At 69.4% G+C, this 24,754-nt stretch carries 26 protein-coding genes; 10 read left to right on the top strand and 16 right to left on the bottom strand.

Annotation, left to right across the window (positions count from 1 at the left end; genetic code table 11):
* Positions 1-9 precede the first annotated feature (9 nt).
* The 7 genes from AC3ENX_RS10230 to AC3ENX_RS10200 form a co-directional block, all read right to left on the bottom strand.
* On the bottom strand, positions 10-2,691 hold the full coding sequence (locus AC3ENX_RS10230) for an FtsK/SpoIIIE family DNA translocase (RefSeq protein ID WP_434811781.1): 2,682 nt from the start codon (positions 2,689-2,691) through the stop codon (positions 10-12).
* A 75-nt stretch (positions 2,692-2,766) separates the two neighbouring features.
* Entirely contained in the window at positions 2,767-3,255 is a 489-nt protein-coding gene (locus tag AC3ENX_RS10225; protein WP_434811780.1) for a GNAT family N-acetyltransferase, read from the bottom strand.
* 23 nt (positions 3,256-3,278) lie between these two features.
* On the bottom strand, positions 3,279-4,955 hold the full coding sequence (locus tag AC3ENX_RS10220; RefSeq protein WP_434811779.1) for a ribonuclease J: 1,677 nt from the start codon (positions 4,953-4,955) through the stop codon (positions 3,279-3,281).
* Between the two features lie 62 nt (positions 4,956-5,017).
* The gene (dapA, locus tag AC3ENX_RS10215; protein ID WP_434811778.1) at positions 5,018-5,995 is read right to left on the bottom strand and encodes a 4-hydroxy-tetrahydrodipicolinate synthase; all 978 of its coding nucleotides are present in this window, start codon (positions 5,993-5,995) and stop codon (positions 5,018-5,020) included.
* Between the two features lie 270 nt (positions 5,996-6,265).
* Positions 6,266-7,030, bottom strand: a complete 765-nt coding sequence (locus AC3ENX_RS10210; protein WP_434811777.1) for an SDR family NAD(P)-dependent oxidoreductase — start codon at positions 7,028-7,030, stop codon at positions 6,266-6,268.
* A 25-nt stretch (positions 7,031-7,055) separates the two neighbouring features.
* Complete coding sequence (locus tag AC3ENX_RS10205; RefSeq protein ID WP_434811776.1) at positions 7,056-7,553, bottom strand: dihydrofolate reductase; 498 nt, start codon at positions 7,551-7,553, stop codon at positions 7,056-7,058.
* Positions 7,550-8,365: a thymidylate synthase gene (locus tag AC3ENX_RS10200; protein ID WP_434811775.1), complete on the bottom strand. Its 816-nt coding sequence runs from the start codon at positions 8,363-8,365 to the stop codon at positions 7,550-7,552. Before AC3ENX_RS10200 ends, AC3ENX_RS10205 begins: the two co-directional genes overlap by 4 nt.
* 108 nt (positions 8,366-8,473) lie before the next feature.
* Here AC3ENX_RS10200 and AC3ENX_RS10195 point away from each other — a divergent pair, with 108 nt between their 5' ends.
* The 4 genes from AC3ENX_RS10195 to AC3ENX_RS10180 all read left to right on the top strand — a co-directional run bounded on the left by AC3ENX_RS10195 (position 8,474) and on the right by AC3ENX_RS10180 (position 10,895).
* Positions 8,474-8,911 (top strand): TlpA family protein disulfide reductase, encoded by a 438-nt coding sequence (locus tag AC3ENX_RS10195; protein WP_434811774.1) that lies wholly within the window; start codon positions 8,474-8,476, stop codon positions 8,909-8,911.
* A complete protein-coding gene (locus AC3ENX_RS10190) occupies positions 8,904-9,503 on the top strand; it encodes a DUF4395 domain-containing protein (RefSeq protein WP_434811773.1) in 600 nt (199 codons plus the stop codon). The genes AC3ENX_RS10195 and AC3ENX_RS10190 overlap by 8 nt, the downstream gene beginning before the upstream one ends.
* Positions 9,504-9,583: 80 nt before the next feature.
* Positions 9,584-10,009: an OsmC family peroxiredoxin gene (locus AC3ENX_RS10185; protein WP_434811772.1), complete on the top strand. Its 426-nt coding sequence runs from the start codon at positions 9,584-9,586 to the stop codon at positions 10,007-10,009.
* Positions 10,002-10,895: a TIGR01777 family oxidoreductase gene (locus AC3ENX_RS10180; protein WP_434811771.1), complete on the top strand. Its 894-nt coding sequence runs from the start codon at positions 10,002-10,004 to the stop codon at positions 10,893-10,895. The genes AC3ENX_RS10185 and AC3ENX_RS10180 overlap by 8 nt, the downstream gene beginning before the upstream one ends.
* Positions 10,896-10,908: 13 nt before the next feature.
* On the opposite strand, the gene AC3ENX_RS10175 is transcribed toward AC3ENX_RS10180, so the two are convergent.
* Together AC3ENX_RS10175 and dapB are read right to left on the bottom strand one after the other, a co-directional pair.
* Positions 10,909-11,346: a hypothetical protein gene (locus AC3ENX_RS10175; protein WP_434811770.1), complete on the bottom strand. Its 438-nt coding sequence runs from the start codon at positions 11,344-11,346 to the stop codon at positions 10,909-10,911.
* On the bottom strand, positions 11,343-12,155 hold the full coding sequence (dapB, locus tag AC3ENX_RS10170; RefSeq protein ID WP_434811769.1) for a 4-hydroxy-tetrahydrodipicolinate reductase: 813 nt from the start codon (positions 12,153-12,155) through the stop codon (positions 11,343-11,345). The genes AC3ENX_RS10175 and dapB overlap by 4 nt, the downstream gene beginning before the upstream one ends.
* An 84-nt stretch (positions 12,156-12,239) precedes the next feature.
* Between dapB and AC3ENX_RS10165 the strand changes: the two genes are divergently transcribed.
* Positions 12,240-12,710, top strand: a complete 471-nt coding sequence (locus AC3ENX_RS10165; protein ID WP_434811768.1) for a GNAT family N-acetyltransferase — start codon at positions 12,240-12,242, stop codon at positions 12,708-12,710.
* 25 nt (positions 12,711-12,735) lie between these two features.
* Here the strand turns inward: AC3ENX_RS10165 and AC3ENX_RS10160 are convergent, their stop codons facing one another.
* From AC3ENX_RS10160 to AC3ENX_RS10145, 4 genes are all read right to left on the bottom strand, one after another.
* Positions 12,736-13,584 (bottom strand): aminoglycoside phosphotransferase family protein, encoded by an 849-nt coding sequence (locus AC3ENX_RS10160; RefSeq protein WP_434811767.1) that lies wholly within the window; start codon positions 13,582-13,584, stop codon positions 12,736-12,738.
* A 2-nt stretch (positions 13,585-13,586) separates the two neighbouring features.
* Positions 13,587-14,186, bottom strand: coding sequence for a histidine phosphatase family protein (locus AC3ENX_RS10155; RefSeq protein ID WP_434811766.1), 600 nt, complete (start codon positions 14,184-14,186; stop codon positions 13,587-13,589).
* A gap of 81 nt (positions 14,187-14,267) precedes the next feature.
* The gene (locus AC3ENX_RS10150; protein WP_488184911.1) at positions 14,268-15,299 is read right to left on the bottom strand and encodes an aldo/keto reductase; all 1,032 of its coding nucleotides are present in this window, start codon (positions 15,297-15,299) and stop codon (positions 14,268-14,270) included.
* Between the two features lie 196 nt (positions 15,300-15,495).
* The gene (locus AC3ENX_RS10145) at positions 15,496-17,745 is read right to left on the bottom strand and encodes a polyribonucleotide nucleotidyltransferase (protein ID WP_434811764.1); all 2,250 of its coding nucleotides are present in this window, start codon (positions 17,743-17,745) and stop codon (positions 15,496-15,498) included.
* 294 nt (positions 17,746-18,039) lie between these two features.
* Here AC3ENX_RS10145 and AC3ENX_RS10140 point away from each other — a divergent pair, with 294 nt between their 5' ends.
* From AC3ENX_RS10140 to AC3ENX_RS10130, 3 genes are read left to right on the top strand one after another with little or no spacing between them, the layout of a single operon-like run.
* The gene (locus tag AC3ENX_RS10140; protein ID WP_434811763.1) at positions 18,040-18,219 is read left to right on the top strand and encodes a DUF5302 domain-containing protein; all 180 of its coding nucleotides are present in this window, start codon (positions 18,040-18,042) and stop codon (positions 18,217-18,219) included.
* Positions 18,220-18,274: 55 nt separating this feature from the next.
* On the top strand, positions 18,275-18,979 hold the full coding sequence (locus AC3ENX_RS10135) for a gamma-glutamyl-gamma-aminobutyrate hydrolase family protein (RefSeq protein ID WP_434811762.1): 705 nt from the start codon (positions 18,275-18,277) through the stop codon (positions 18,977-18,979).
* Positions 18,980-19,010: 31 nt separating this feature from the next.
* The gene (locus AC3ENX_RS10130) at positions 19,011-19,808 is read left to right on the top strand and encodes a DNA/RNA non-specific endonuclease (protein WP_434811761.1); all 798 of its coding nucleotides are present in this window, start codon (positions 19,011-19,013) and stop codon (positions 19,806-19,808) included.
* Positions 19,809-19,811: 3 nt separating this feature from the next.
* Here AC3ENX_RS10130 and AC3ENX_RS10125 read toward each other — a convergent pair whose 3' ends face one another.
* Together AC3ENX_RS10125 and AC3ENX_RS10120 are read right to left on the bottom strand one after the other, a co-directional pair.
* Complete coding sequence (locus tag AC3ENX_RS10125) at positions 19,812-20,456, bottom strand: FMN reductase (RefSeq protein WP_434811760.1); 645 nt, start codon at positions 20,454-20,456, stop codon at positions 19,812-19,814.
* Positions 20,453-21,652 (bottom strand): LLM class flavin-dependent oxidoreductase, encoded by a 1,200-nt coding sequence (locus AC3ENX_RS10120; protein WP_434811865.1) that lies wholly within the window; start codon positions 21,650-21,652, stop codon positions 20,453-20,455. Before AC3ENX_RS10120 ends, AC3ENX_RS10125 begins: the two co-directional genes overlap by 4 nt.
* Positions 21,653-21,807: 155 nt before the next feature.
* Between AC3ENX_RS10120 and AC3ENX_RS10115 the strand changes: the two genes are divergently transcribed.
* Together AC3ENX_RS10115 and AC3ENX_RS10110 are read left to right on the top strand one after the other, a co-directional pair.
* Positions 21,808-22,971 carry an acyltransferase family protein gene (locus tag AC3ENX_RS10115; protein WP_434811759.1) on the top strand — a complete coding sequence of 388 codons (1,164 nt, stop codon included), beginning with the start codon at positions 21,808-21,810 and terminating at the stop codon, positions 22,969-22,971.
* A 152-nt stretch (positions 22,972-23,123) separates the two neighbouring features.
* Positions 23,124-24,137 (top strand): isopenicillin N synthase family dioxygenase, encoded by a 1,014-nt coding sequence (locus AC3ENX_RS10110; protein WP_434811758.1) that lies wholly within the window; start codon positions 23,124-23,126, stop codon positions 24,135-24,137.
* 192 nt (positions 24,138-24,329) lie between these two features.
* Here the strand turns inward: AC3ENX_RS10110 and rpsO are convergent, their stop codons facing one another.
* Positions 24,330-24,599, bottom strand: a complete 270-nt coding sequence (gene rpsO / locus AC3ENX_RS10105; protein WP_239277182.1) for a 30S ribosomal protein S15 — start codon at positions 24,597-24,599, stop codon at positions 24,330-24,332.
* Positions 24,600-24,754 lie beyond the last annotated feature (155 nt).

The raw sequence follows: 24,754 nt of genomic DNA, 5'->3' as shown, positions 1-24,754 counted from the left end.
GCGGCGACGTCAGTCGCGCCCGGTGAGGCCCCATGCGTCCTCGGAGTCGTCGTCGCCGTCGACCACTTCGAGGCCGTCGAACTGGGCATCGACCGCGTCGGGGCCGTATCCGTCGCCCTGGCCGTCCGCGGCGGCGGGTGCCGAGGCCGGTTCCGGTTCGCCCCGCAGGCGCGCGAGCACGGCCGGCAATTCGTCGGGCGTGACGAGCACGTCACGCGCCTTCGATCCTTCGGACGGGCCGACGATCTCGCGGGACTCGAGCAGGTCCATGAGCCGCCCCGCCTTGGCGAACCCGACGCGGAGCTTGCGCTGCAGCATCGACGTGGAACCGAACTGCGTCGAGATGATCTGCTCGGCCGCTGCCAGCAGCAGTTCGAGGTCGTCGCCGATGTCGGCATCGATCTCGCGCTTCTCCACGACCGCTTCGACGTCCTTGCGGTACTCGGGCCGCGCCTGGTTCTTGACGTGCGCGACGACCTTCTCGATCTCGGGCTCGGCAACCCACGCACCCTGCACGCGCAGTGCCTTCGACGCCCCCATCGGCAGGAACAACCCGTCGCCCTGGCCGATGAGCCGGTCGGCGCCGGGCTGGTCGAGGATGACGCGCGAGTCGGTGACGCTGGTGACGGCGAATGCGAGACGGGAGGGCACATTGGCCTTGATGAGGCCCGTGACGACATCGACCGAGGGTCGCTGGGTCGCGAGCACCAGGTGGATGCCCGAGGCACGCGCGAGCTGCGTGATGCGCACGATCGAATCCTCGACATCGCGAGGGGCGACCATCATGAGGTCGGCGAGCTCGTCGACGACCACCAGCAGGTAGGGGTACGGCTTGAGCACCCGTTCGCTGCCGACCGGGAGGTTGATCTCACCGGCCACGACGGCCTTGTTGAAGTCGTCGATGTGGCGGAACCCGAACGACGCGAGGTCGTCGTACCGCATGTCCATCTCCTTCACGACCCACTGCAGCGCCTCGGCGGCCTTCTTGGGATTCGTGATGATGGGGGTGATCAGGTGCGGCACACCGGCGTAGCTGGTGAGCTCGACCCGCTTGGGGTCGATGAGCACCATGCGCACCTCGGACGGCTTGGCACGCATGAGGAGGCTCGTGATCATCGAGTTCACGAAGCTCGACTTTCCGGAGCCCGTGGAACCGGCCACGAGCAGGTGCGGCATCTTGGCGAGGTTCGCGATGACGAACCCGCCTCCCACGTCCTTGCCGACACCGATCGTCATCGGATGGGTCGACCCGGTCGCCGCCGGCGAGCGGAGCACGTCGCCGAGCGTGACGATCTCACGGTCGGTGTTCGGGATCTCGACGCCGATCGCGCTCTTACCGGGGATCGGCGCGAGGATGCGGACCTCGTTCGATGCCACGGCGTACGCGATGTTGTTGGTCAGCGCCGTGATGCGCTCGACCTTGACGCCGTGGCCGACGGCGATCTCGTACTGCGTGACGGTCGGGCCGCGCGAGAAGCCGGTGACCTTGGCATCCACGCCGAACTGGTCGAACACACCGGTGATGGCGCGCACGACGGCGTCGTTGGCCTCGGAGCGCGCCTTGTGCGGCGTGCCCTCCGACAGGGCGTTCACCGCGGGAAGTCGGTACGGCGCGGACGGCGGCCGGCCGTCGTGGTCGCTGCCGAGCCCGGAGAGACCGGGCAGGAACTCGTCGTCGGACTGCTCGACGGCGTCCTCGCGGATGCCGGTGTCGGCCTTGCGGGCAGCACGCTTGGCGCCCTCGACCACCCGCGGGTCGATGATCTCGGTCGGCGCGTCCTGGGCGGGAACCGGAGTCGTGACGGCCTGCTCGAAGCTGCCGTCGGACGACGGCGTCAACAGCGCCGTGAGGTCGTCGGAGCCGAGCGTGCCGTCTTCCTCCTCCTCGCGACCCGACTTCGTGCGGCGCCACCACGGCAGTCCCGGATCCTTCTCGTCGTCGTCCTTCGAGAAGGACACCGACGTCGCATCGGCCGCTTCGCGCTCGACGCGCTCGGTGCCGAACATCCAGGCGTACAGATCTCCCAGCCGCGCGCCGATGCGGTTCGGAGGCGTCTTGGTGATGATGAGGATGCTGAGCACCGCCAGCAGGCCCAGGATGATGCAGGCGACGACCTCGGTCAGCATGGCGAGCGGTTCGCCGACCATCCACCCGAACTGGCCGCCGGCTTCGCTCAGTGCAGGCAGCCCGCCCTTCGGCTGCGGACGCCCGCCGACCACGTGGCAGAAGCCTGCGATCGTCAGCACGAACAGGCCGAACCCGATGCCGATTCGGCCGTTGTCGTGCACGGAGGCGGGATGCCGGAACAGCCAGCCAGCGAGGATCAGGAGGAGCACCGGGAGGATGAACGCCTCGCGGCCGACGAGCGCGCCGACCGAATACGCCGAGATGTTCGTGCCGACCTCGGTGCCGATGAGGAACCATTCGACGACCGCTCCCGCGACTGCGAGGAGCACCAGGAGGAACGGGAACCCGTCGCGGCGCTGGTCCTTCTCGAGACTCTCGGGACCGAACGTGCGGAACATGCCGCCGACCCCGTGCGCAAGACCGAGCCAGGCGCGGACGATGACAGGCGGCTTGTCGACATGATCGACGTATCGCTTGGGGGCCGGTGCCGGTTTCTTCGCGCGCGACGACGAGCTCTTCGCGGACGCGCGCGAGCTCGAGGTCGGACTGGTGCTCCTGGCCATTCCTCCACGGTAGGCGCGAGGTGTGACATTTCCGCGGATTGACGCGGCGTTCGGCCCACACGCGGCCGCCTCGCGTCAGCTCAGCCGTTTGACCATCGTGTCGCGTCCGATGCCGCTGCGGACGACCGCGAACCCCTCGCTGCGATACAGGGTTCGCGCGAAGTTGCCTCGCTCCACCGACAGACTGATGCGCCCGTACCCGCGTTCCCCGGCGTGTTCGCACAGCGCCTGCAGCAGCACCCGCCCCACACCGTGAGAGCGCCAGATCGGCCGCACGCCGATGATGAGCTCCGGCACCCCCGTGCCGACGTACCCGAACCCGGGGTCGGTACGCGGCAGCATGCGATACCAGGCGGCACCGATCGGCTGGCCACCGGCGGTCGCGATGAATCCGGCATCGCTCGGCCGCATCCACCCCGCGAGGTAGCGGCTGTGGTCGGGATCGCTGATCACCTCGTGACGCGAACGGGCCGCGCCGGGTCGCCAGGTCGCCGCCTCCAGGACCATGTCTGCGAGGAAGGCGCCGTCGACCTGCGTTGCGGCCCGCAGCGCGATCTGACTCATGGCCAGAGTGTAGTGATGCGGTGTTACGCCTCGATGACGAGCGGCACGATCATCGGCCGGCGACGCAGTGACTGGTTCACCCAGCGGCCGATCGTGCGGCGCACGATCTGCGAGAGCGCGTGGTTGTCGCGGACACCGTTGCCGGCCGCCTCGGCGAGCGCGGCGGCGATCTTCGGCTTGACCGCGTCGAACACCTTGTCGTCCTCCGCGAAGCCGCGGGCGTGGATCTCGGGGCCGGTGATGACCCGACCGGTCGCCGCATCGACGACGACGATGACGGAGATGAACCCCTCTTCGCCGAGGATCCGGCGGTCCTTGAGGTCGGCATCCGTGATCTCGCCGACGGTCGAACCGTCGACGTAGACGAAGCCGAGGTCGAGTTGGCCGACCACGGTCGCGACGCCGTCCTTGAGGTCGACGACGGTGCCGTTCTCGCCGAGGATCGTGCGCTCGGCGGGGATGCCGGTGTCTTGCGCGAGCTTGGCGTTGGCCATCAGATGGCGGTACTCGCCGTGCACGGGCAGGACGTTGCGGGGTTTCAGGATGTTGTAGCAGTACAGCAGCTCTCCGGCCGCGGCATGGCCGGAGACGTGCACCTTCGCGTTGCCCTTGTGCACGACGTTGGCGCCGAGCTTGGTGAGCCCGTCGATCACGCGGTACACGGCGTTCTCGTTGCCCGGGATGAGGCTCGAGGCGAGGATGACGGTGTCGCCCTCCCCCGGCTCGATCGCGTGATCGAGGTTCGCCATCCGGCTGAGGACGGCCATCGGCTCGCCCTGCGAACCCGTCGACATGTAGACGATCTTGTCGTCAGGGAGGTCCTTGGCCTTCTTGTAGTCGATCAGCACGCCGTCGGGCACGTTGAGATAGCCGAGGTCTTCGGCGATCGTCATGTTGCGCACCATGCTGCGGCCGAGGAACGCGAGCCGGCGTCCGTGCGCGTGCGCTGCGTCGATGACCTGCTGCACGCGGTGCACGTGACTCGAGAAGCTCGCGACGATCACGCGGCGCGGCGCCTTGCCGATCACCTGGTCGAGCACCGGCCCGATCGAACGCTCCAACGGCGTGAACCCGGGGACGTCGGCGTTCGTGGAGTCCACGAGGAACAGGTCGACGCCCTCTTCGCCGAGGCGGGAGAATGCGCGCAGATCGGTGAGGCGACCGTCGAGCGGCAGCTGATCCATCTTGAAGTCGCCGGTGGCGAGCACGAGCCCGGCGGGCGTGCGGATCGCGACGGCGAGCGCGTCGGGGATCGAGTGGTTGACCGCCACGAACTCGAGGTCGAACGGTCCGACCTTCTCGCCGTTGCCCTCGCTCACCGTCAGCGTGTACGCCTTGATGCGATGCTCCTTGAGCTTCGCCTCGATGAGCGCGAGCGTCAGTCCCGATCCGATGAGGGGGATGTCCCCCTTCATCTTGAGCAGATACGGAACCGCGCCGATGTGGTCCTCGTGACCGTGGGTGAGCACGACGCCGACGATGTCGTCGAGCCGGTCCTTCAGCGGTTCGAAGTCGGGCAGGATCAAGTCGACGCCCGGCTGGTGCTCCTCGGGGAACAACACGCCGCAGTCGACGATGAGGAGCTTTCCCTCGTACTCGAAGACGGTCATGTTGCGGCCGACCTCCCCGAGCCCGCCGAGGGGGGTCACGCGGAGTGTGCCCGCTTCGAGCGCGGGCGGGTCGTACACGGTGGTGGGCATGGCATGCCTCCTGGGGATGCCGTCTGCGGCATCCATTGTTCGGTTGTCGTTCGTCCGACGGGTCAGCGGGTCGTGCCGTGCACCTTCGGGAGGGCACCGCCGGCGGCCGCATTGCGGTCGGGGCGGAAGTTGGAGAAGTCGGCGCCGGCGATCCCCTGCACGAGTGCGAGCTCGTCCTCGATGATCGCGGCCTCCCACTCCTCCGGGCCCACCAGCGGCAGGCGCACGCGGGGGCTCGAGATACGGCCGAGGCCGTGCAGGATGTACTTCGCGCTGACGGTGCCCGGCACGTGCGTCATCACCGCGCGCACCAGGGGCTCGAGCTGCTTGTGCGCGGCCGTCGCCGTCGCCAGATCGCCGCGGTTGACGGCATCGACGATGACGCGGTACGGCGCAGCGGTGATGTTGGCCGTGACGCCGATCATGCCGGTCGCGCCGATCGCGAGGTGCGGCAGCACGTTCGCGTCGTCGCCGGAGAAGTACATCAGGTCGGTCTGGTTGAGCACGCGACTGACCTCACTGAAGTCGCCCTTGGCGTCCTTCACGGCGAGGATGTTCGGGTGCTTCGCGAGACGCAGGATCGTCTCGTACTTGATCGGCACACCGGTGCGACCGGGGATGTCGTAGAGGATGACCGGCAGGTCGGTGGCGTCGGCGACGAGGCGGAAGTGCGTCAGGATGCCGGCCTGGGTGGGTTTGTTGTAATACGGCGTGACGATCATGATACCGTCGGCGCCGGCCTTCTCGCTCGCCTTGTAGAGCTCGATGGCGTGCGCGGTCTCGTTCGAGCCGCCGCCGGTGATGATCTTGGCGCGGCCGGCCGAGACGCTCTTGCCGACCTCGACGAGCTTGAGCTTCTCGGCATCCGTCAACGTGCTCGTCTCGCCCGTCGTGCCGGTGACGACGATGCCGTCCGCCCCGCCGGTGATCACATTGTCGATGTGCTTCTCGACGGCGGGCCAGTCGACCTCGCCGTCGGCCGTCATCGGGGTGACGAGCGCGACGAGTACCTGTCCGAAGGGGTTGCTCGTGTGCGTCATGCGTTCAGGCTATCGGTTCGCGCTGTGCGCCCGGTGCCGTCGGGGATGCGCGACAAGCGACGGTTCGTCCCGGCGCGGCCGGGGTGCGACCGGGCCGGTCGTCGGAACGGTGTGGCGGATGTCACCCGTCGCGACTCAGAGAACGACACCAACCCCACCATTCCGACGACTGGTACGCCGAAGGCGACCGAGGCGCGCGAGGATCGCCCGCTCGACGGTCGGCCAGTCGTGGATGATGAGGGCATCGTCGACCGGCGCGAACTGGCGGGATCAGCGGCCGGTTTTGGCGAGGCGGGTGGCGAGGCCGTTCGGGAGCAGGCGGGCGACGGCGACGAGCACCTTGTAACGGGTCGAGGGGATGGAGACCGGCTTGCCGCGGGCGGCGTCGGAGAGGGCCTCGGCCACGACGTCGCGGGCGTCGAGCCACATCGGGCCGGGGATGCCCTCTTTGCCGGGTGCGAGCCCCATGCGCTCGTGGAAGTTCGTGTGGGTGAAACCGGGGCACACCGCGGTCGTCGTGACGCCGCGCGCGGCGTATTCGGCGTTGGCCCACCGGCTGAACGAGACAATCCACATCTTCACAGCGCCGTACGTGCCGCGCGGCAGGAAAGCCGCGACCGATGCGACGTTGAGGATGCGACCTCGGCCCCGCTCGAGCATCGCGCCGAGGGCCGCGTGGGTCAGCCGCATCGTCGCCCGCACGTGGAGGTCGAGGTGTCGTTCCTCGTCGGCGATGTCGTTGCGCGCGAAGTCGAGATCGAGGCCGAAGCCCGCGTTGTTGACGAGCACGCCGATCGGACGCGTCGGGTCGGTCAGGCGTGCGGCGACGGCATCCAGGCCCTCGGTGGTGACCAGGTCGGCGGGCAGCACCTCGACCTGCACGCGATGGTCGCTGCGGATGCGCTCGGCGATGTCGTCCAGCGCGGCGCGGTCGCGGGCGACGAGCACGACGTCGGCTCCACGTGCGGCGAGTTGGCGGGCGAACTCGGCACCCAGACCAGAGCTGGCTCCGGTGATCAGCGCGGTCTTCGGCATGCGGCCTCCTCAGGGGTGGACGAGTTCAGGGGCGGACGAGCGTGAGGATGCGGTACGGCACACCGGTGCGCGAGACGTGCCACCCGTCGCCCGGATCGACCGACGCCACGGCGAAGCCCTCACGGCCCGGGGCTGTGGTGTCGCCGTCGACCTGTAGGTCGAGTTCGGTGACCACCAGCACGTCGGCGCGGCCGATCGCCTCGCGGTACAGCATCCCTCCCCCGATGATCCAGACGGTCTCGGCGCCTGCGGTGAGGGCGAGGGCGTCGTCGAGGGATGCCGCGCGCTCTGCGCCGTCGGCCTGCCACGCATCCGATCGCGTGACGACGATATTCCGCCGTCCGGGAAGCGGCCGGAATCGCTCGGGGAACGACTCCCACGTGCGTCGCCCCATGATCACGGGCGCATCGAGGGTCGTCCGCTTGAAGTGCGCAAGGTCTTCGGGCACGTGCCACGGCATGCCGCCGCGCGCACCGATGACACCGCCACGCGCCTCGGCCCAGATCAGGCCGATCCGGCTCATACGGCGACGGCCGCGCGGATCGCGGGGTGGTGCTGGTAGTTCTCGACCACGACGTCGTCGAAGGTGTAGTCGAAGATCGACTCGGGTGTGCGCGCGAAGCGCAGGGTCGGATACGGGTACGGGTCGCGGCTGAGCTGTTCTTGGACCTGTTCGAGGTGATTGTCGTAGATGTGGCAATCGCCACCGGTCCACACGAAGTCGCCGGGCTCGAGTCCCGTCTGCTGCGCGATCATCAAGGTCAGCAGCGCGTAGGAGGCGATGTTGAAGGGCACCCCGAGGAACATGTCCGCACTGCGCTGGTAGAGCTGGCACGACAGCTTGCCGTCGGCGACGTAGAACTGGAACATCGCGTGGCAGGGTGCGAGCGCCATGTCGGGGATGTCAGCGGGGTTCCACGCCGACACCAGCAAACGACGCGAGTCGGGGTTGGCCCGGATCTGTTCCACGACCTGCGCGATCTGGTCGATCTGCTCGCCCGACGACGTCGGCCACGAACGCCATTGCACGCCGTACACCGGGCCGAGTTCACCGTCGGCATCGGCCCACTCATCCCAGATGGTGACGCCGTGCTCCTGCAGCCACTGCACATTGGATTCACCGCGCAGGAACCAGAGCAGTTCGTAGACGACCGACTTGAGGTGCACGCGCTTGGTGGTGATGAGCGGGAATCCCTGCGACAGATCGAAGCGGATCTGACGACCGAACACGCTCGTCGTGCCCGTGCCGGTGCGGTCGTCCTTGTGCGTGCCGGATGCCAGCACCTCCCGCAGCAGATCCTCGTAGGGAGTGGGGATGATCGCGGCGTCGGTCATGGCATCCAGGCTACCCGCGGCAGCCGACATCACGGCGGTCCGTGCGCATGTTACGCGGCCGGCGTCACACAGCGATCACCCGGCCGGTCCGGGTTAGGCTGTCCGGTTGTGAACCTCGTCGACGCCCTCCTCGTGCTCGCCGGCCTGCTCGTGGCCACGGCGGGCATCGGCGTGTTGTCGCTGCGGCTGCAGAACCGGGCTCGCCGGCAGGTCTCGGGTGAGATCGTCGATCCGCGCCGGCTCGGCGCGACGGTGCTGGGCCACGAGGCGACGCTGCTGCAGTTCAGCACGGAGACCTGCAGCCGCTGCCCCGGCATGCACCGCATGCTCGCGCAGATCGCGGACCAGCGCGACGGCGTGCTGCACCTGGACGTCGACCTGACGGAGCGCCCCGACATCGCCAAGCACTTCCATGTGCTGCAGACGCCGACCACCTTCATCCTCGACCGCGACGGCGTCATCCAGACCCGGTTCGGCGGGACACCCGGCCGGGATGTCGTCGAACTCGAGTTGAGCCGGATCACCGCGGGGAGCGTCCATGCCTGAGATCGGCAAGATCGACCCCCGCGGTCCCCGGTTCGTGGCCGGCATCACCGCGCTCCTGCTCGCCGTGACGGTCGTGCTCGGTCTCACCGGCCTGAGTGCCGCGCGCGGCGCGTGGTGGATCGGATTGGAGGGCGAACCCGCATCATTCGGCTGGTTCGCATACCAGCCGCTCACCGACTCGACGTTCACGCCGGGCACCTGGGCGGTCTCGGCCGTGCCGTTCACGGTGCGTCTGCTCGATCCCGGATTCCTGCTGCTGCTCGCGGTCGCGCTGCTGTTCGTCTGGGGCGTCGCCTCGCCCCGCACCGCACCGTGGGGTGTGCTGTACCGCACCCTCGTGCAGCCGCGACTCGCCCCGCCCACCGAACTCGAAGACCCCCGCCCGCCGCGGTTCGCCCAGGGTGTGGGCCTGTTCGTCACCGGGCTCGGCGTCATCCTGCACCTGGCCGGCGTGCCCCTTACCGTGCCCGTCGCGGCCGGCATCGCGTTCGTCGCCGCCTTCCTCAACGCCGTCTTCGGCCTGTGCCTCGGCTGCCAGATGTGGCTGCTGCTGCAGCGCGTCGGCCTCGTTGGACGCGCCCGTCCGGCCTGACCCGTTCCGCCGCCGGTGACCGCCGTCTAGGCTCGTGACAGGAGCGCATCCGCGCCCGGACAACGCCGAGGAGGGCACACATGAGCGTCACGAGCGAAGCCAGCACCACCTGGAAGGGCAGCCTCATCGAAGGATCGGGCGAAATCGCCCTCGAGAGCTCGAACCAGGGCCCGCTTGCCGTCAACTGGCAGGCCCGCAGCGAGGGCTCCGCATCGGTGACGACGCCCGAAGAGCTGCTGGCCGCCGCGCACAGCTCGTGCTTCAGCATGGCGCTCTCGCATGCACTCGCTGGCAACGGCACCCCGCCGGAGCGTGTCGAGACGACCGCATCGGTCACCTTCATCCCCGGCACCGGGATCACGGGGTCGCACCTCAACGTGAACGCGGTCGTGCCGGGCCTGTCGGCCGACGACTTCGCACGCATCGCGAATGAGGCGAAGACCGGCTGCCCCGTCTCCGCCGCGCTCACCGGCATCGAGATCACCCTCGAGGCGACGCTTGCCTGAACCCAGGATCGTCATCGCGGGCGCGTCCGGCCTCATCGGCGGCGCGCTCGCGGACTCCCTCGCCGCCGACGGCGTTGTGGTCACCAAGCTCGTGCGCCGCGACCCGATCGCGGACGATGAGGTCGCCTGGGCCCCTGGCGACAGGGACCTCGACCCCGACGTGCTGCGCGGCGCACGCGCCGTCGTCTGCCTCAACGGCGCCAGCATCGGCCGCTTTCCGTGGACCCACCGCTACAAGCACGAACTGCTGTGGTCGCGCATCGCCCCGACGCGCACCCTCGCGACCGCCCTACGCGCGCTCGGCGACGACGCCCCGCAGTTCGTGTGCGCGTCCGCCGTCGGCTACTACCCGTCGGCGCCGGGCGTCGAGTTGACCGAGGACGCCCCGCAGGGCGATTCGTTCCTCGCGGACCTGTGCGGCGAGTGGGAGGCGGCGGCCCGCGGCGCCGGATCGCGCGTGGCTCACCTGCGCACGGCTCCCGTCGTGCATCCTGACGGCGTCCTGAAACCGTTGATGCTCCTTACCCGGTTCGGGGTGTCGGGGCGGATCGGACGCGGCACACAGGTGTGGCCGTGGATCTCGCTCGTCGATGAGGTCCGCGCGATCCGCCACGTCATCGACGCGGGCCTCACGGGCGCGGTGAACCTGTCGGGTCCCGTGCGCGCGACCGCGAACGACATGGGCCTCGCCCTCGCAATGCGGATGAACCGTCCCTACGTCCTGCCCGCACCGGTGTGGGGCATGAAGCTCGCGCTCGGACGCGACGCCACCGAGGCGCTGCTCACGAGCGACATGCACGTGGTCCCGACCGCCCTGGCCGACAGCGGCTTCGTGTTCGAGCATCCATCGGTCGAAGACGCGATCGCGGCCGTCGTCCCGGCCTGAACCCCGAGGCGCGTCAGCCGCGGGCCAGCTTGATCGCCCGCCTCGCGGCTTCGCGGGCGCGCTTGCGGTCGCCCGCCCCGTCGTAGGCGAGGCTGAGCCGGAACCAGGCCCGCCAATCCTCGGGATGCTGCTCGACGTCGGCACGGTAGGCGGGGAACAACTGGTCGGCCTGGTCGCGCAGCGGCCTGCCGCTCGTGCGCACGTCGATCTGCTCGGTCGGCAGTGCGTCTTCGGCTTCGAGCCGGCGGGCGAGCTTCTCGGCCTGCACGCCGAACAGCAGCTCACGCCCGACCGCCCACGCACCGATGATCGGAATGACGACGAGCGCGACGCCCATCGTGATGGCAACGGCATCCCCCGAGGTCAGCAGCAGCCACGCTCGCTGCCCGATCAGCACGAGGTAGAGCGCGAGGATCGCCGTCATGACGACGACGCCGACGCGTGCGCTCATGCGCCCGTGGCGCGCGCGACCTGACCCGGCACACCGCCCTCGGCGACGGGCTTGTCGACCCCGGGCTTGGGGATGCGGATGCCGATGTCGATGAAGCTGTCGAGGCCGACCGACACACCGCGGGCGTCGCGCGCTGCGGCGAGCGCGATGCGGATGCCGGGGGCGTAGGCGCGGGCAGGGTCGATCGTGTCGTGCACGATACTGAGCGACTCCCCCGGACCCGAGGCGATGACCTCTTGCTTCGCGACGACGCCCGGGCGGCGCAGCGAGTGGATCGGCACGCTCGCGACCTGCTGCCCGCGGGCACGCTGGTCGACGTGGGGCGACTCGACGGGGCCGGCGTCGGCGCGGGCGGCGGCGATCATCTCGGCCGTGCGCACTGCAGTGCCACTGGGCGAATCGATCTTCGTTTCGCGGTGGGCCTCGATGATCTCGATCGACGGGAAGAACGGCGCCGCCGCTGCTGCGAGCGCACTGCCGAGCACCGAGCCGATGGAGAAGTTGGGGACGAAGACGACTCCGGTCTCGGCCGCGGCCACGGCGGAGCGGATGCCGGCGATGCGCTCCGCGGACCACCCGGAGGTGCCGACGAGCACGTTGATGCCCCGTTCGGTGGCGGCGCGCACGACGTCACCAGAGACGGCCGGGGTGGACGCGTCGACGACGAGGTCGACGCCGTCGAGCTCGGCCAGGTCGCTGCCCGAACCGAGGGTGCGGGTGACCTCGAAGCCGTCTTCTGCGTCGATGACCGCATGGATGATGCGACCGAGCTTGCCGCTCGCGCCCACGAGCGCCACTGTCGTCGTCATGCCTCCAGCCTAATGCGGCGGCCCCCTGCGGCGGTCCGATACTGCGGTCCGAGCGGCACGGTGCACGGGCGTAGGCTCAGTCGCATGGTGACCCTCGCATCCGCGCCCGCTGACAGCCCGCGAGCGAAGGCACTGCTGGACGAGTACTTCGGCATCCGTGCCGAGTCCTTTCCCGGCGGCACCTACTCCCCCACGTATCCGAGCGCCGCGATGTTCGAAGCGCCGGCAGGGGTGTTCCTCGTCGTGGTCGATGAGGACGGGCGCGACGTCGGCTGCGGCGGCATCCGTCGGATCGACCACGGCCCTGCCGGCATCCGCTACGAAGTGAAGCACCTCTACCTGCGGCCCGAGACCCGCGGCCGCGGATGGGGGCGACTGCTGCTCGACGAACTCGAGGCGCGCGCCCGCGCATGGGATGCCGCCGAGCTGGTGCTCGACACCCACCACACCCTCGAGGCCGCGGGCGGGCTATACGCCCGCTCCGGCTTCACCGCGATCGAGCCCTACAACACCAACCCCAACGCGACCCGCTGGTACGGCAAGCCGCTCACCTGACCTGCGCCACCCGAGCCGCGAGCGGTCAGGCCACCAACTGTGCGGTTGTGTGGGCGGCCATGCGGGCGAGGCCCCGATCACCGGAGTCCGCGAGCAACGTGGCGATGGCGGCGGCCCACCCGCGGGACCGCTGCCACATCGCGTCGTCGTGGACGGGGCTGAGTGCCGAACGGAAGCGGGCGCGACCCGCCGGGGTGAAGGCGTACCAGGCGACCGCGAGGTCGCACGCAGGGTCGCCGGCGCAGACATCGCCGAAGTCGAGAACCGCGGCGAGCGCCCCTTCTTGCAGGAGCAGGTTGCCCAGGTGCAGGTCACCGTGGACCCAGAGGGCATCTCCCGACCATTCGGGTGCGGCGAGCGCCGTCTGCCACACGGCTGCCAGCGCCGGATGCTGCTGCATCCGCGCATCGACCGCCTCGGCTCTGGCCGCCAGCGGCACGCCGCGGTACGGATTGGTCGGCGCGTCGGCAGGCGCCGGGCGGTGCAGGGCGTTCAGGAACCCGGCGAGCTGCTCGGCGACGGCATCCCTCACCGCGGCGTCGACATCGGTGGCGCGCTCGCCCGGAAACCACGGCACGACGCTCCAGTGCCACGGGAACGACCCGTCGGGCACGCCGACCGCCACCGGCGCCGGCACCCGCACGGGCAGCACGGCCGCAAGCTCGGGCAGCCAGCGCTGCTCGTGCGCGATGAGCTGCGCGGCCGCCGCCCGCCGGGGCAGTCGCACTGCGAGGTCGTCGCCGAGCCGGAACATGTCGTTGTCCCACCCGTGCGAGACCAACCGCACGGGCGCGCGCAGGCGTGGATGCTGTGCCGCCAGCAGCCGGTTGACGTCTGCCGCGGTGGTGTGCACCTCTGCCGGCGGATGCGACACGGTCAGACCGGCGGCAGCTCGGGCAGGCCGGTGCGCAGTTCGACCGGCAGGTGCGAGAGGTCGTTGTGGGTCACGACCGTCCACGGCCGGCCCGGTCGCTGGGCGAGCACCGTCAATCCGCAATGGGCCTGGTTGATGGTCAGCCAGCGCCAGGACGGCGCGTCGAGCACCTCGCGCACGAACCAGGCGATCACGAAGTTGTGCGTGATGAGCAACTCATGGGCGTCGGGTTTGCGCGCCAGGAACTCCGCGACGGCGTCACCCATCTGCGCGCTGCCGGCATCGGCGTCGGCGTCGGTATAGCTGCCGAAGAACGGCTCGTACGCGGACGGGGTGTCGGCAGTCATGCCCGTCGGCAGGCAATCGAACAGCAGTGCCGACGGCTGAGGCGTGAGCGCCGGAAGCCGCTCCGACACCGCCCGCGCAGTCTCTGCGGCCCGCTCGAGGGGCGAATGCCAGACACTGCTCAATGGCACGCCCGACAGGCGATCCGCCAGCAGCGCGGCCTGCCGCCTGCCGCGCGGCGACAGCGGCCCGTCTTCGAGGCCGTGCTCGGCGTCGAGGTGCTCTCCATGGCGCACCAGGTACAGATAGTGCGTCATGGGGATTCTGCTCGCTTCGTCGAGGTCGGCGCTGTCGGGCACCCCCAGCCTACGTCAGCCCAGCGACACCGGCTGCCTGCCTCAGACGGCTGCCCGCTCGATCTCGGCCATGTGCGCGCGGCTGAGCTTCGCGCCCACACCCTGCACGAGTTCTTCGATGTGGTCGACGGCGTACGCGCTCACGATGGGTGCCGTCACGATGCGCTGCGCGAGCAGCCACGCGATCGCCACCGCGGCCGTCGGGATCGACAGTTCGGCACCGACCCGGTCGAGTGCGCGTAGCACACGGGCACCGCGTCGATTCATGCTGGCCGCCAGCTGCGCACCGCGCACCGACTGACCGGCCGCCGCGCGAGAGCGCAGCAGACCCGAGAGGTAGCCGTGTTCGAGTGCCTGCGACGGCGTGACCGCGATGCCCTGCGCACCGGCGACGAGCTTGAGGTCACCGTCGAGCTCGCGCCGCCGCAGCACGTTGTACGGCACGTCGAGCACCGTCAGACGCGGATACCCGGCGGATGCCAGAATGCGCGCCTCGACGAGCTGCGCCGCGGTGTGACCGAACGCGCCGAGGGCACGCACCTTTCCGGCCTCGACGAGCCACTCGGCCGTCGCGAGCGTGTCTTCGAGCGACGTGGTCGAATCGCTCGTGGCATCGAGGGAGAGCACATCGATGCGATCGGTTCGCAAGCGCGTGAGCGATGCTTCGACAGCGCGGATGAGGTTGACCGAGCCCAGCCCCGGGTTGTCGGGGTGCGACCCGACGCGAACACCGATCACGAGGTCGTCACGCTGCCCGCGGTCGCGCACCCAGCGGCCGATGATGTGCTCGCTGCGCCCCGACGAGAACCCGTCGGAGGTGAAGACGGCGTTGCCGCCCTGCTCGCGATAGGCGTCCAGAATCCGGTGCGCCGCGGCCATGTCGACGTGCCAGCCGAACTCGGCGCCCCCGAGGATGAGGGGGAAGACGGAGACCCCCGACTCGCCCAACGCGACACGGATCGACTCGCCGAGCGGCGGACCCTGCACCGGGATGGGAGCGGACGGGTGCGCGACGCCTGCTGCGCGCGTCACCGACTGGGAACCCGCCTGCGTCACCTCACACCCCCTCGCCATGCGATACGCACCCCCCGATGCGTACTCCGAGGGTAAGCCCTCCCAACGACAGCACCGTGCATTGCGGCCAACGAAGGATGAACTTTGCGTAACACTTCGACCGCGGCATCCGGGGCGCCGCACAAACGGCGCAGAGAAAACGGATGCCCGCCCCTCCGAGACGGGAGGGTGCGGGCATCCGTGGCGGTGACGAGGATCAGGCCTCGGCGGGAGCCTCCGCCTCGGCGGCCTCCTCGAGGACCGGCTCCAGCGACAGCTTGCCGCGGTCGTCGACCTTCGTGATGCGCACCAGCAGCTTCTGGCCGACACCGAGCACGTCTTCGACGTTCTCGACGCGCTTGCCACCGGCGAGCTTGCGGACCTCGCTGACGTGCAGCAGGCCGTCCTTGCCGGGCAGCAGCGAGATGAAGGCGCCGAAGGTGGCGATCTTCACGACGGTGCCGAGGAACTGCTCGCCGACCTCAGGATTGGTGGGGTTGGCGATCGCGTTGACCTGGGCACGGGCGGCCTCGGCCGACGGGCCGTCGACGGCGCCGATGTAGACGGTGCCGTCCTCCTCGATGGAGATGTCGGCGCCGGTTTCATCCTGGATGCCGTTGATCGTCTTGCCCTTGGGACCGATCAGCTCACCGATCTTGTCGACCGGGATCTGCACGCTGATGACGCGCGGCGCGGTCGGCGCCATCTCGTCGGGCGCGTCGATCGCCGCGTTCAGCACACCGAGGATCGTGGTGCGAGCCTCCTTGGCCTGGGTGAGCGCAGCCGACAGCACCGACGACGGGATGCCGTCGAGCTTCGTGTCGAGCTGGATCGCGGTGATGAACTCGCTCGTCCCGGCGACCTTGAAGTCCATGTCGCCGAGCGCGTCCTCGGCGCCCAGGATGTCGGTCAGCGCCGCGTAGCGGGTCTGCCCGTCGACCTCGTCGGAGACCAGACCCATCGCGATGCCGGCGACGGGGGCGCGCAGCGGCACACCCGCGTTCAGCAGCGACAGGGTCGAGGCGCAGACCGAGCCCATCGACGTCGACCCGTTGGAGCCGAGCGCCTCGGAGACCTGACGAATCGCGTAGGGGAACTCGTCGCGTGCGGGCAGCACCGGCACGAGGGCGCGCTCGGCGAGGAAGCCGTGGCCGATCTCGCGACGCTTGGGGCTTCCCACACGGCCGGTCTCACCGGTCGAGTACGGCGGGAAGTTGTAGTGGTGCATGTAGCGCTTGCTGGTCGTGGGCGACAGCGAGTCGATCTGCTGCTCCATCTTCAGCATGTTCAGCGTGGTGACACCCATGATCTGGGTCTCGCCGCGCTGGAAGATCGCCGAGCCGTGCACGCGCGGGATGACCTGCACCTCTGCGTCGAGCGGGCGGATGTCGGCGAGCCCACGACCGTCGATGCGCACGCCCTCGGTGAGGATGCGGCCGCGCACGATCTTCTTGGTGACCGACTTGTAGGCGGCCGAGAACTCGAGGGTCGCCACGGCGGGCAGCTCCTCGGCCTCGACTGCGGCGATCAGCTCGGCCTTGACGCGGTCCTTGACGGCGTCGTCGGCGTTCTGGCGCTCGACCTTGTCGGCGATCTGGTAGATGCCGACGAGCTCGTCGTAGGCGCGACCGGCGACGAAGTCGTAGGTCTGCTGGCTGTGCGGCGCGAAGACCGGGTAGACGCCCGGCTCCTTCGACGAGGTTGCGGCCATCTGCGCCTGCGCCTCGACGAGCTGCTTGAGGAAGGGCTTCGCGGCCTCGAGGCCGCTGGCGACGACCTCTTCGGACGGCTTGACAGCGCCGCCCTTGATGAGGTTCCAGCTGTTCTCGGTGGCCTCGGCCTCGACCATCATGATCGCGACGTCGCCGTCGGGCAGGACGCGACCGGCGACCATCAGGTCGAACACGGCCTCCTCCACGACCTTCTGGCTCGGGAACGCGACCCACTGGTCTTCGTGCTCGCCGTGACCGGGCACGAGCGCCAGGCGGACGCCGGCGATCGGGCCGGAGAATGGCAGACCCGAGATCTGGGTCGACGCGGATGCCGCGTTGATCGCGAGGGCGTCGTAGTACTCGCCGGGAGCGATCGAGAGGACCGTGACGACGATCTGCACCTCGTTGCGGAGGCCGTCGACGAACGACGGGCGCAGCGGGCGGTCGATGAGGCGGCACACGAGGATCGCCTCGGTGGAGGGGCGGCCCTCACGGCGGAAGAACGAGCCGGGGATCTTGCCTGCTGCGTACGAACGCTCTTCGACGTCGACGGTCAGCGGGAAGAAGTCGAAGCCTTCGCGCGGATGCTTGCCGGCGCTGGTGGCCGACAGGAGCATGGTCTCCTCGTCGAGGTAGGCGGCGACGGCGCCCTGCGCCTGCTGGGCGAGGCGTCCGGTCTCGAACCGGACGGTACGGGTGCCGAAGCGGCCGTTGTCGAGGACGGCTTCGGCGGCGGTGATTTCAGGACCTTCCAAGAGGTCTCTCCTTCTTTGTTTAGACTCGCACGCGCGTTTCGCGCACGAGATCGTGCGAAGGAGCGGGACACATCGGTTCGGGCGCACACCGCGTCACTGCAGACGCGAGCGTGATCGTCGCTTGCGCTGGCCACCAGTGAAAGATCACCGTTCGGGACGGGAATCCACCACAGGGGACCAGCTCGCCGCTGGACCTGCTCCCTGAGCTCTTTGATTCGAGCGGTCGACACGGAAGACCCGTGACAACCCGATCCAGCCTACCAGCAGGCCTTTCCTGTGCGTATCGTTGGGAACATGAGCACCGAGAACGGCGATGCCGCCGCAACCGACGACATGAAGCGCAAGTTCCGCGAGGCGCTCGAGAAGAAGAACGCCCACCACCGTGAGGGTGAGGCGCACCTCGACGGCGACTCCGCGGTCCACGGGACCCACGGCGCGATGACCAGGCGCGAGTTCCGCCGCAAGAGCGGCTGACCCGCACGACGCGGAACACGACGGCCGGGGGGCTTGCGTGCCCCACAATGGTCACGTGAACCCGCCCCGAATCGCGATGCCCGTACGCCTGTCAGACGGTCGCGCCGACGCGCGCATCGACGTCGCGAACCGCATCTTCGCCGACGTCGTCACCCTCGTCGAACGCGCAGGCGGCACGCCGATCCTCATCGACACCGTCGACCTCGCGGGCATCGACGCCGTCGTGCTCCCCGGCGGCGGTGACGTGGACCCTGCGCGGTACGGTGGCGAGGTCATCGACGCGCTGTACGACGTGAATCCGGCACAGGACGCGCTCGACTTCGGGATCGCGCATGCCGCGCTGGCCGCAGGGCTCCCGGTGCTCGGAGTATGCCGCGGGCTGCAGGTGCTCAACGTGGTCTACGGCGGCACCCTCGCCGAAGACCTCCCTCCGACCGACGTCGTGCACACCGTCAGCGGCGACGGCGCGCAGATCGTGTGGGCCTGGCATCCGGTGGCCGTCTCACCGGGGTCGCTGCTCTCTTCGCACACGGACGCAGAACTGCAGGTCGCTTCGGGACACCACCAGGGGATCGCGAGGCTCGGCGACGGGCTGACGGCGAGCGCTGTGGCCGCCGACGGACTGGTCGAGGCCTTCGAACGCGCCGAAGACCGCGTCATCGCCGTGCAATGGCACCCTGAGGCGGAGGGCACACCGGCCGCGCATGCACTGGCGCCGTTCTTGACACTGATGCAACTGGTGGCGCAGCGCTCGCACTGACAGCGTCGGATGCACCCGGCACACTGGTGGCATGAACGGGGAGACCGGCGACACACTCGGGTACGACGACTGCTTCTTGCGGGTGGCGGTGCCGCTCCCGGTGCCGTCGACGCCTGCGACGAGACTCGATTACCCGCACTTCACGGTGCTGCTGGACGATGCCCGGCGGCTCGCGTCTGTGACGGCCGTCATGATCGACGGCGCGAGCCTGGTCGATCTCCCCCGCTCCGGCGAGTGGCACCTCGACTCTCGCCTGCCGGCCGAGCGGCAGACCGGGGGTGACGTGTATGCACGCAACGACCTGGATCGTGGCCACCTCGTGCGCAGGCGCGACCCCGGGTGGGGCGATCGCGCCGCCGAGGCGATGGAGGCAACCTTCGCCTACCCGAACGCCGCTCCGCAGGCGGCCTCGTTCAACCAGTCACGCGAACTGTGGCTCGGCCTCGAAGACCATGTGCTCGCGTACGCCGATGCGCTCGATCACCGGGTGGTGGTCTTCACAGCGCCGGTGCTCGACCCCGAAGACCCGCCGTACCGCGGCGTCCTGCTCCCCCGCCGCTTCTGGAAGGTGGCCGTCTGGCGCGACGGCGCGGGCGGCCCGGCTGCTGCCGCGTTCGTGCTCGACCAGTCCGACCTGCTCGACGAGTCGCAAGGGGTCACGGTCGAACCGCTCGGCGAGTACCGCACCTTCCAGGTCGCCGTCGCCGATGTTGAGGCGATCGCCGGGATCGACCTCGGCCTCCTCGTCGACGCCGACGTGCGCGGGGCATCGGTGCGGGGCGAGCCGTGGGTCGAACTCGCGAGCATCGCCGACATCCGACTCTCGTAGCCGCTACTCGCCCGACAGGCCGCCCAGCAGGTGGCCGAAGCTCTTCCCCTCCCCGAGGTAGCTTGCCGGATCGAACGCGTCGGATGCGGTCGCCGGTGCCTTGCGCGAGATCGCCTCGGCCAGCTCGCGTGCGCCGCGCTCGACGCGGGAGCTGAGCGGTGCGACCTCGTCGGCGTGCGCGCCCCAATCGCTGGATGCCGCGAACACACCGGTCGGCACCGGCTCGGCATGCAGGTAGGTGAACAACGGCCGGATGGCGTAGTCGATCGCGAGCGAATGCCGGGCGGTGCCGGCGTTCGCGCCGATCAGCACCGGCATGCCGGTGAGCGCGTCGGGGTCGAGCACGTCGATGAATGACTTGAACAGGCCCGAGTAGCTCGTGGAGAAGATCGGCGTCACCGCGATCAGCGCGTCCGCCGACACCACCGTGTTGATCGCGGACTCCAGCGCGGCGGGCGCGAAACCGGTGAGCAGGTTGTTGGTGATGTCGTGTGCGAGGTCGCGCAGTTCGATCGTGTCGACCGTCGCCTCGATGCCCCGATCACGCAGGTCGGCGACGGTCGCCGCAGCAAGCCGGTCGGCGAGCATACGGGTCGACGACGGGTTGGAGAGCCCTGCCGAAACGACGGCGATGCGACGCGCGCTCATGACTGCGCTCCCGTCACGCCGACGGCGGCGCCCGCGGGAGCCGGCGCATCCTGGTAGGGCGACGGGCCACTCAGGTTGTCACCGCGGTTCGCGCGGGGCGTCGCCTGCCGGGTCGGGCCGTCGCCGTAGGTCGCGGCGACCAGGCGGGCGTGCGTCGGTGCGTCTGGCACGGCTGCGGGACGGTCCTTGGCGAGCTCCTTGCGCAGCACCGGCACGACCTCGCCGCCGAGCAGGTCGAGCTGCTCGAGCACGGTCTTCAGCGGCAGTCCGGCGTGGTCCATGAGGAACAGCTGGCGCTGGTAGTCGCCGTACAGATCGCGCATCCCGGCGTAGCGGTCGATGACCTGCTGGGGCGAGCCGACGGTGAGCGGCGTCATCTCGGCGAAGTCCTCCATCGAGGGTCCGTGACCGTAGACGGGCGCGTTGTCGAAGTACGGGCGGAACTGGTCGACGGCATCCTGCGACTTCTTCGCGAGGAACGCCTGACCACCCAGGCCCACGATCGCCGTCTCGGGTGCACCGTGGCCGTAGTGCTCCCAGCGCTGCCGGTACAGCGCGATGAGTCGCTGGTAGTGCTCGGCCGGCCAGAAGATGTTGTTCGCGAAGAAGCCGTCGCCGTAGTAGGCGGCCTGCTCGGCGATCTCGGGCGTGCGGATGGAGCCGTGCCACACGAAGGGGGCGACGCCGTCGAGCGGGCGCGGTGTCGAGGTGAAGCCCTGCAGCGGGGTGCGGAACTTGCCCTCCCAGTCCACGACGTCCTCACGCCACAGCTTGTGCAGCAGCGCGTAGTTCTCGATGGCCAGCGGCAGCCCCTGACGGATGTCCTTGCCGAACCACGGGTACACGGGCCCCGTATTGCCGCGGCCGAGCATGAGGTCGACGCGGCCGCCCGAGACGTGCTGGAGCATCGCGTAGTCCTCGGCGATCTTCACCGGGTCGTTCGTCGTGATGAGGGTCGTCGCGGTCGAGAGCACGAGCCGCTCAGTCTGCGCGGCGATGTACGCGAGGGTCGTGGTCGGCGAGGACGACCAGAACGGCGGGTTGTGGTGCTCGCCGAGCGCGAAGACGTCGAGTCCCACCTCCTCGGCGTGCTTCGCGATCGTGAGGGTCGCCCGGATGCGCTCGGCCTCGCTGGGCGTGTGACCGGTCGTCGGGTCGGTCGTGATGTCACTGACGGTGAAGATGCCGAACTGCATGGCGCCGCCGGTCGTGCTGTCGGCGCTGCCGGTGGTCTCGCTCACGATCTCTTCCTGATTCTGGATGCCGCGGCATCCGGGTCTATGCAATTGAATGTATCTGGTGCAACGCGACCTCGTCCAGAGTATTCCCGGCCGGTAGGGTGGCCTGCGTCATGACCGAGTCCTCGACCCCGCGCACCGGCCCTGTCGCAACGCAGAAGCGTCGCCGGGTGCCGCTCTGGGACAACGCCCGCTTCGCCTGCATCGTGCTGGTCGTGCTGGGGCACGCCGTCCAGCGGCTCACGTACGACTCCGACATCGCCCTCGGCCTCTACCTGCTGGTGTACGCGTTCCACATGCCCGCGTTCGCGATCATCTCGGGCTACTTCTCCAAGTCGGACTCGCCCTCCCGCCGCCAGATGGCGCGCGTGATCACCGACATCGTCGTGCCGTACATCATCTTCGAGGGGCTCTGGACCCTCACGAAGCTGCTCGTCGAAGGGCGGGCGAATCCGAACATCACGGAACCGTCTTGGACGCTCTGGTTCTTGCTCGCGCTCGCGATCTTCCGACTCGTCCTGCCCTATCTCGCGCTGCTGCGCTGGCCGCTGGCGTGGACCGTGCTGATCTCACTGAGTGTGGGCTACCTGCCGAACATCGACTCGACGCTCTCGCTGTCGCGCACGCTCGGCCTGCTGCCGTTCTTCACCTTGGGATGGTGGTTGAGCCACCACGGGATCCTGGAACGATTCGACCTGCTGCGCAGGCAGCGGTGGTGGGTGCGTGGCGCTGCCGCGGTGACGTTCGTCGTCGCCGGGTGGGCGGCGTGGTTCTTCGTCGACGCCTGGCGCGAGATGAGCCTGCGCGATTGGCTGTTCTACGACGACAGCTATGCCGAGATCGGCGGCACGCAGTGGTGGGCGGCCGGCGTGCGCCTGGCGCTGATGGCCGTTGCGCTCATCCTCAGCGTCGCCTTCTTCGCGCTCATCCCCCGCGGCCAGCACTGGTGGACCAAACTCGGGCAGTACACGATGTACGTCTACCTGCTGCACTCGTTCGTGCTGTACCCGTTCCGCGAATCGGGCGTGCTGCGCGATCTCGACCCGACGTGGCTGTGGCTGCCGATCGTCATCGTCCTCTCGGTGCTGATTGCGATCGGGCTGGCCACGAAACCCGTCCGATTCGTGTTCCGCCCCGTCATCGAACCGCGCCCCGCGTGGCTGTTCGCCGACCCGACGCTCGCCGGCAAGGAGGGGCGCCGCAACGACCCCACCGGATCGAAGCGCCCCGCGCCGCCGATACCCGTCGCGCGACGCATCGACCGACCGCCGGTGTGAGCTACCGCGCGGGCTGAGCGGGCGTCACGGCGAAGACCGCCCGCCAGGCGAGCAGGACAGGCCCAGGATGAGGCCGAGGACCGCACGCTCGCCAGCGGTAACGAACGGCAACAACCGCCCGCGGCACAACGGACCGTGCATATTCTCGGTGCATGTCTGACCTGAACCTGCCCGTGCTCGACCTCTCACTGCTCGACCAGGGGCCCGATGCGGCCGCACGGTTCCGCGACGATCTGCGCCGGGCGACCCACGACGTCGGATTCTTCTACCTGACCGGCACCGGGGTCTCGCCCGAGCTCGAAGCGCGCCTACATCGCACCGCGCGCGCCTTCTTCGATCTGCCCGAGGCGGACAAGCTCGAGATCGAGAACGTCAAGAGCCCGCACTTCCGCGGCTACACGCGCGTCGGCGGCGAGCGCACGCAGGGCAAGGTCGACTGGCGCGAGCAGATCGACATCGGCCCCGAGCGCGAGCCGGTCACCGACCGCGCGGCCCCGGACTACGCCGTGCTCGTCGGCCCGAACCTGTGGCCCTCGGCCCAGCCCGAACTGCGCGACGTCGCCGATGAATGGGTCGCGCACCTCTCCGGCGTCTCGCGCAAGCTCCTGCGTGCGTGGGCACTCGCGCTCGGCGCCCACGAGTCCTACTTCGACGAGCACTTCGGCGACCCGCAGACGCTCCTGAAGATCGTGCGGTACCCCGGCAAGGAGAACCCGTCGCAGGGCGTCGGCGCGCACAAGGATGCCGGTGTCCTCACGCTGCTGTGGGTCGAGCCAGGAAAAGGTGGCCTGCAGGTCGAGCGGGACGGCGTCTGGGTCGATGCCCCGCCCGTGCCTGGAGCGTTCGTCGTGAACATCGGCGAACTGCTCGAGCACGCGACGAACGGCTACCTCACTGCGACGAAGCACCGGGTCATCTCGCCCCGGCATCCGGACGACCGCATCTCGGTGCCGTTCTTCTTCAACCCGTCGCTCGAGGCACGGTTCCCGCTCATCGACCTGCCGCCCGAGCTGGCCGCCGAGGCGCGCGGCGTCACCGACGACCCGGCCAACCCCATCCACGGCCTGCACGGCACCAATGCCCTGAAGTCGCGACTGCGCGCGCACCCCGACGTCGCCGAGATCTGGCACGCCGACCTCGTGGCCGCCCGCGCCGCGCAGGTCTGACCGTCGCCAGCTCTCGGACGCAGGAGAAATCCTCGCAACAGGACGATTCGTCTGGAATCGTCCTGCGCCGGTGATTTCTCCTGTGTCGGAGCTGCGTGAAGGCGCGGCGTGAACAGAAAGAAGACCTCCCCACACCGTGGGGAGGTCTTCGCAAGAATGTTTCGCGCGATTGAACGCTGGCGACGATGCTGCTTATCGACGCAGGCCGAGACGCTCGATGAGCGAGCGGTAACGGTTGATGTCGATGTCCTGCAGGTAACCCAGCAGGCGGCGGCGCTGACCGACGAGCAGGAACAGGCCACGACGCGAGTGGTGGTCGTGCTTGTGTGCCTTGAGGTGCTCGGTGAGGTCCTTGATGCGCTGCGTCAGCATCGCGACCTGCACCTCGGGGGATCCGGTGTCACCGGGGTGCGTCGCGTACTCTTCGATGATCGCCTTCTTGACGTCTGCTTCCAGTGCCATAGGTGATCCCCTTTCTTGTCGTTGCGCGGCGCCCGACGCCTGATGCGTGGGGCTCTCTTTCTCCGCGGCCGATCGAACGGCAACCGCTACAGCCTACCAGCCCTCGGGCCGAGCGGCGACCTGAGCGAGGGTAGCCTCGAATGGTGCCCCTCCCC

This window comes from Microbacterium sp. bgisy189 (genome assembly GCF_057707225.1).
Note: the sequence above shows the minus strand (reverse complement) of the source record. Positions and strands in the feature narration are given on the sequence as shown.

What these genes read in the sequence shown, in the direction of transcription:
- AC3ENX_RS10230 (WP_434811781.1), bottom strand. Translation starts at nt 2,691, where the DNA reads ATGGCCAGGAGCACCAGTCCGACCTCGAGCTCGCGCGCGTCCGCGAAG.
- AC3ENX_RS10225 (WP_434811780.1), bottom strand. Translation starts at nt 3,255, where the DNA reads ATGAGTCAGATCGCGCTGCGGGCCGCAACGCAGGTCGACGGCGCCTTC.
- AC3ENX_RS10220 (WP_434811779.1), bottom strand. Translation starts at nt 4,955, where the DNA reads ATGCCCACCACCGTGTACGACCCGCCCGCGCTCGAAGCGGGCACACTC.
- dapA (WP_434811778.1), bottom strand. Translation starts at nt 5,995, where the DNA reads ATGACGCACACGAGCAACCCCTTCGGACAGGTACTCGTCGCGCTCGTC.
- AC3ENX_RS10210 (WP_434811777.1), bottom strand. Translation starts at nt 7,030, where the DNA reads ATGCCGAAGACCGCGCTGATCACCGGAGCCAGCTCTGGTCTGGGTGCC.
- AC3ENX_RS10205 (WP_434811776.1), bottom strand. Translation starts at nt 7,553, where the DNA reads ATGAGCCGGATCGGCCTGATCTGGGCCGAGGCGCGTGGCGGTGTCATC.
- AC3ENX_RS10200 (WP_434811775.1), bottom strand. Translation starts at nt 8,365, where the DNA reads ATGACCGACGCCGCGATCATCCCCACTCCCTACGAGGATCTGCTGCGG.
- AC3ENX_RS10190 (WP_434811773.1), top strand. Translation starts at nt 8,904, where the DNA reads ATGCCTGAGATCGGCAAGATCGACCCCCGCGGTCCCCGGTTCGTGGCC.
- AC3ENX_RS10185 (WP_434811772.1), top strand. Translation starts at nt 9,584, where the DNA reads ATGAGCGTCACGAGCGAAGCCAGCACCACCTGGAAGGGCAGCCTCATC.
- AC3ENX_RS10175 (WP_434811770.1), bottom strand. Translation starts at nt 11,346, where the DNA reads ATGAGCGCACGCGTCGGCGTCGTCGTCATGACGGCGATCCTCGCGCTC.
- dapB (WP_434811769.1), bottom strand. Translation starts at nt 12,155, where the DNA reads ATGACGACGACAGTGGCGCTCGTGGGCGCGAGCGGCAAGCTCGGTCGC.
- AC3ENX_RS10165 (WP_434811768.1), top strand. Translation starts at nt 12,240, where the DNA reads ATGGTGACCCTCGCATCCGCGCCCGCTGACAGCCCGCGAGCGAAGGCA.
- AC3ENX_RS10155 (WP_434811766.1), bottom strand. Translation starts at nt 14,186, where the DNA reads ATGACGCACTATCTGTACCTGGTGCGCCATGGAGAGCACCTCGACGCC.
- AC3ENX_RS10150 (WP_488184911.1), bottom strand. Translation starts at nt 15,299, where the DNA reads ATGGCGAGGGGGTGTGAGGTGACGCAGGCGGGTTCCCAGTCGGTGACG.
- AC3ENX_RS10140 (WP_434811763.1), top strand. Translation starts at nt 18,040, where the DNA reads ATGAGCACCGAGAACGGCGATGCCGCCGCAACCGACGACATGAAGCGC.
- AC3ENX_RS10130 (WP_434811761.1), top strand. Translation starts at nt 19,011, where the DNA reads ATGAACGGGGAGACCGGCGACACACTCGGGTACGACGACTGCTTCTTG.
- AC3ENX_RS10125 (WP_434811760.1), bottom strand. Translation starts at nt 20,456, where the DNA reads ATGAGCGCGCGTCGCATCGCCGTCGTTTCGGCAGGGCTCTCCAACCCG.
- AC3ENX_RS10120 (WP_434811865.1), bottom strand. Translation starts at nt 21,652, where the DNA reads ATGCAGTTCGGCATCTTCACCGTCAGTGACATCACGACCGACCCGACG.
- AC3ENX_RS10115 (WP_434811759.1), top strand. Translation starts at nt 21,808, where the DNA reads ATGACCGAGTCCTCGACCCCGCGCACCGGCCCTGTCGCAACGCAGAAG.
- AC3ENX_RS10110 (WP_434811758.1), top strand. Translation starts at nt 23,124, where the DNA reads ATGTCTGACCTGAACCTGCCCGTGCTCGACCTCTCACTGCTCGACCAG.
- rpsO (WP_239277182.1), bottom strand. Translation starts at nt 24,599, where the DNA reads ATGGCACTGGAAGCAGACGTCAAGAAGGCGATCATCGAAGAGTACGCG.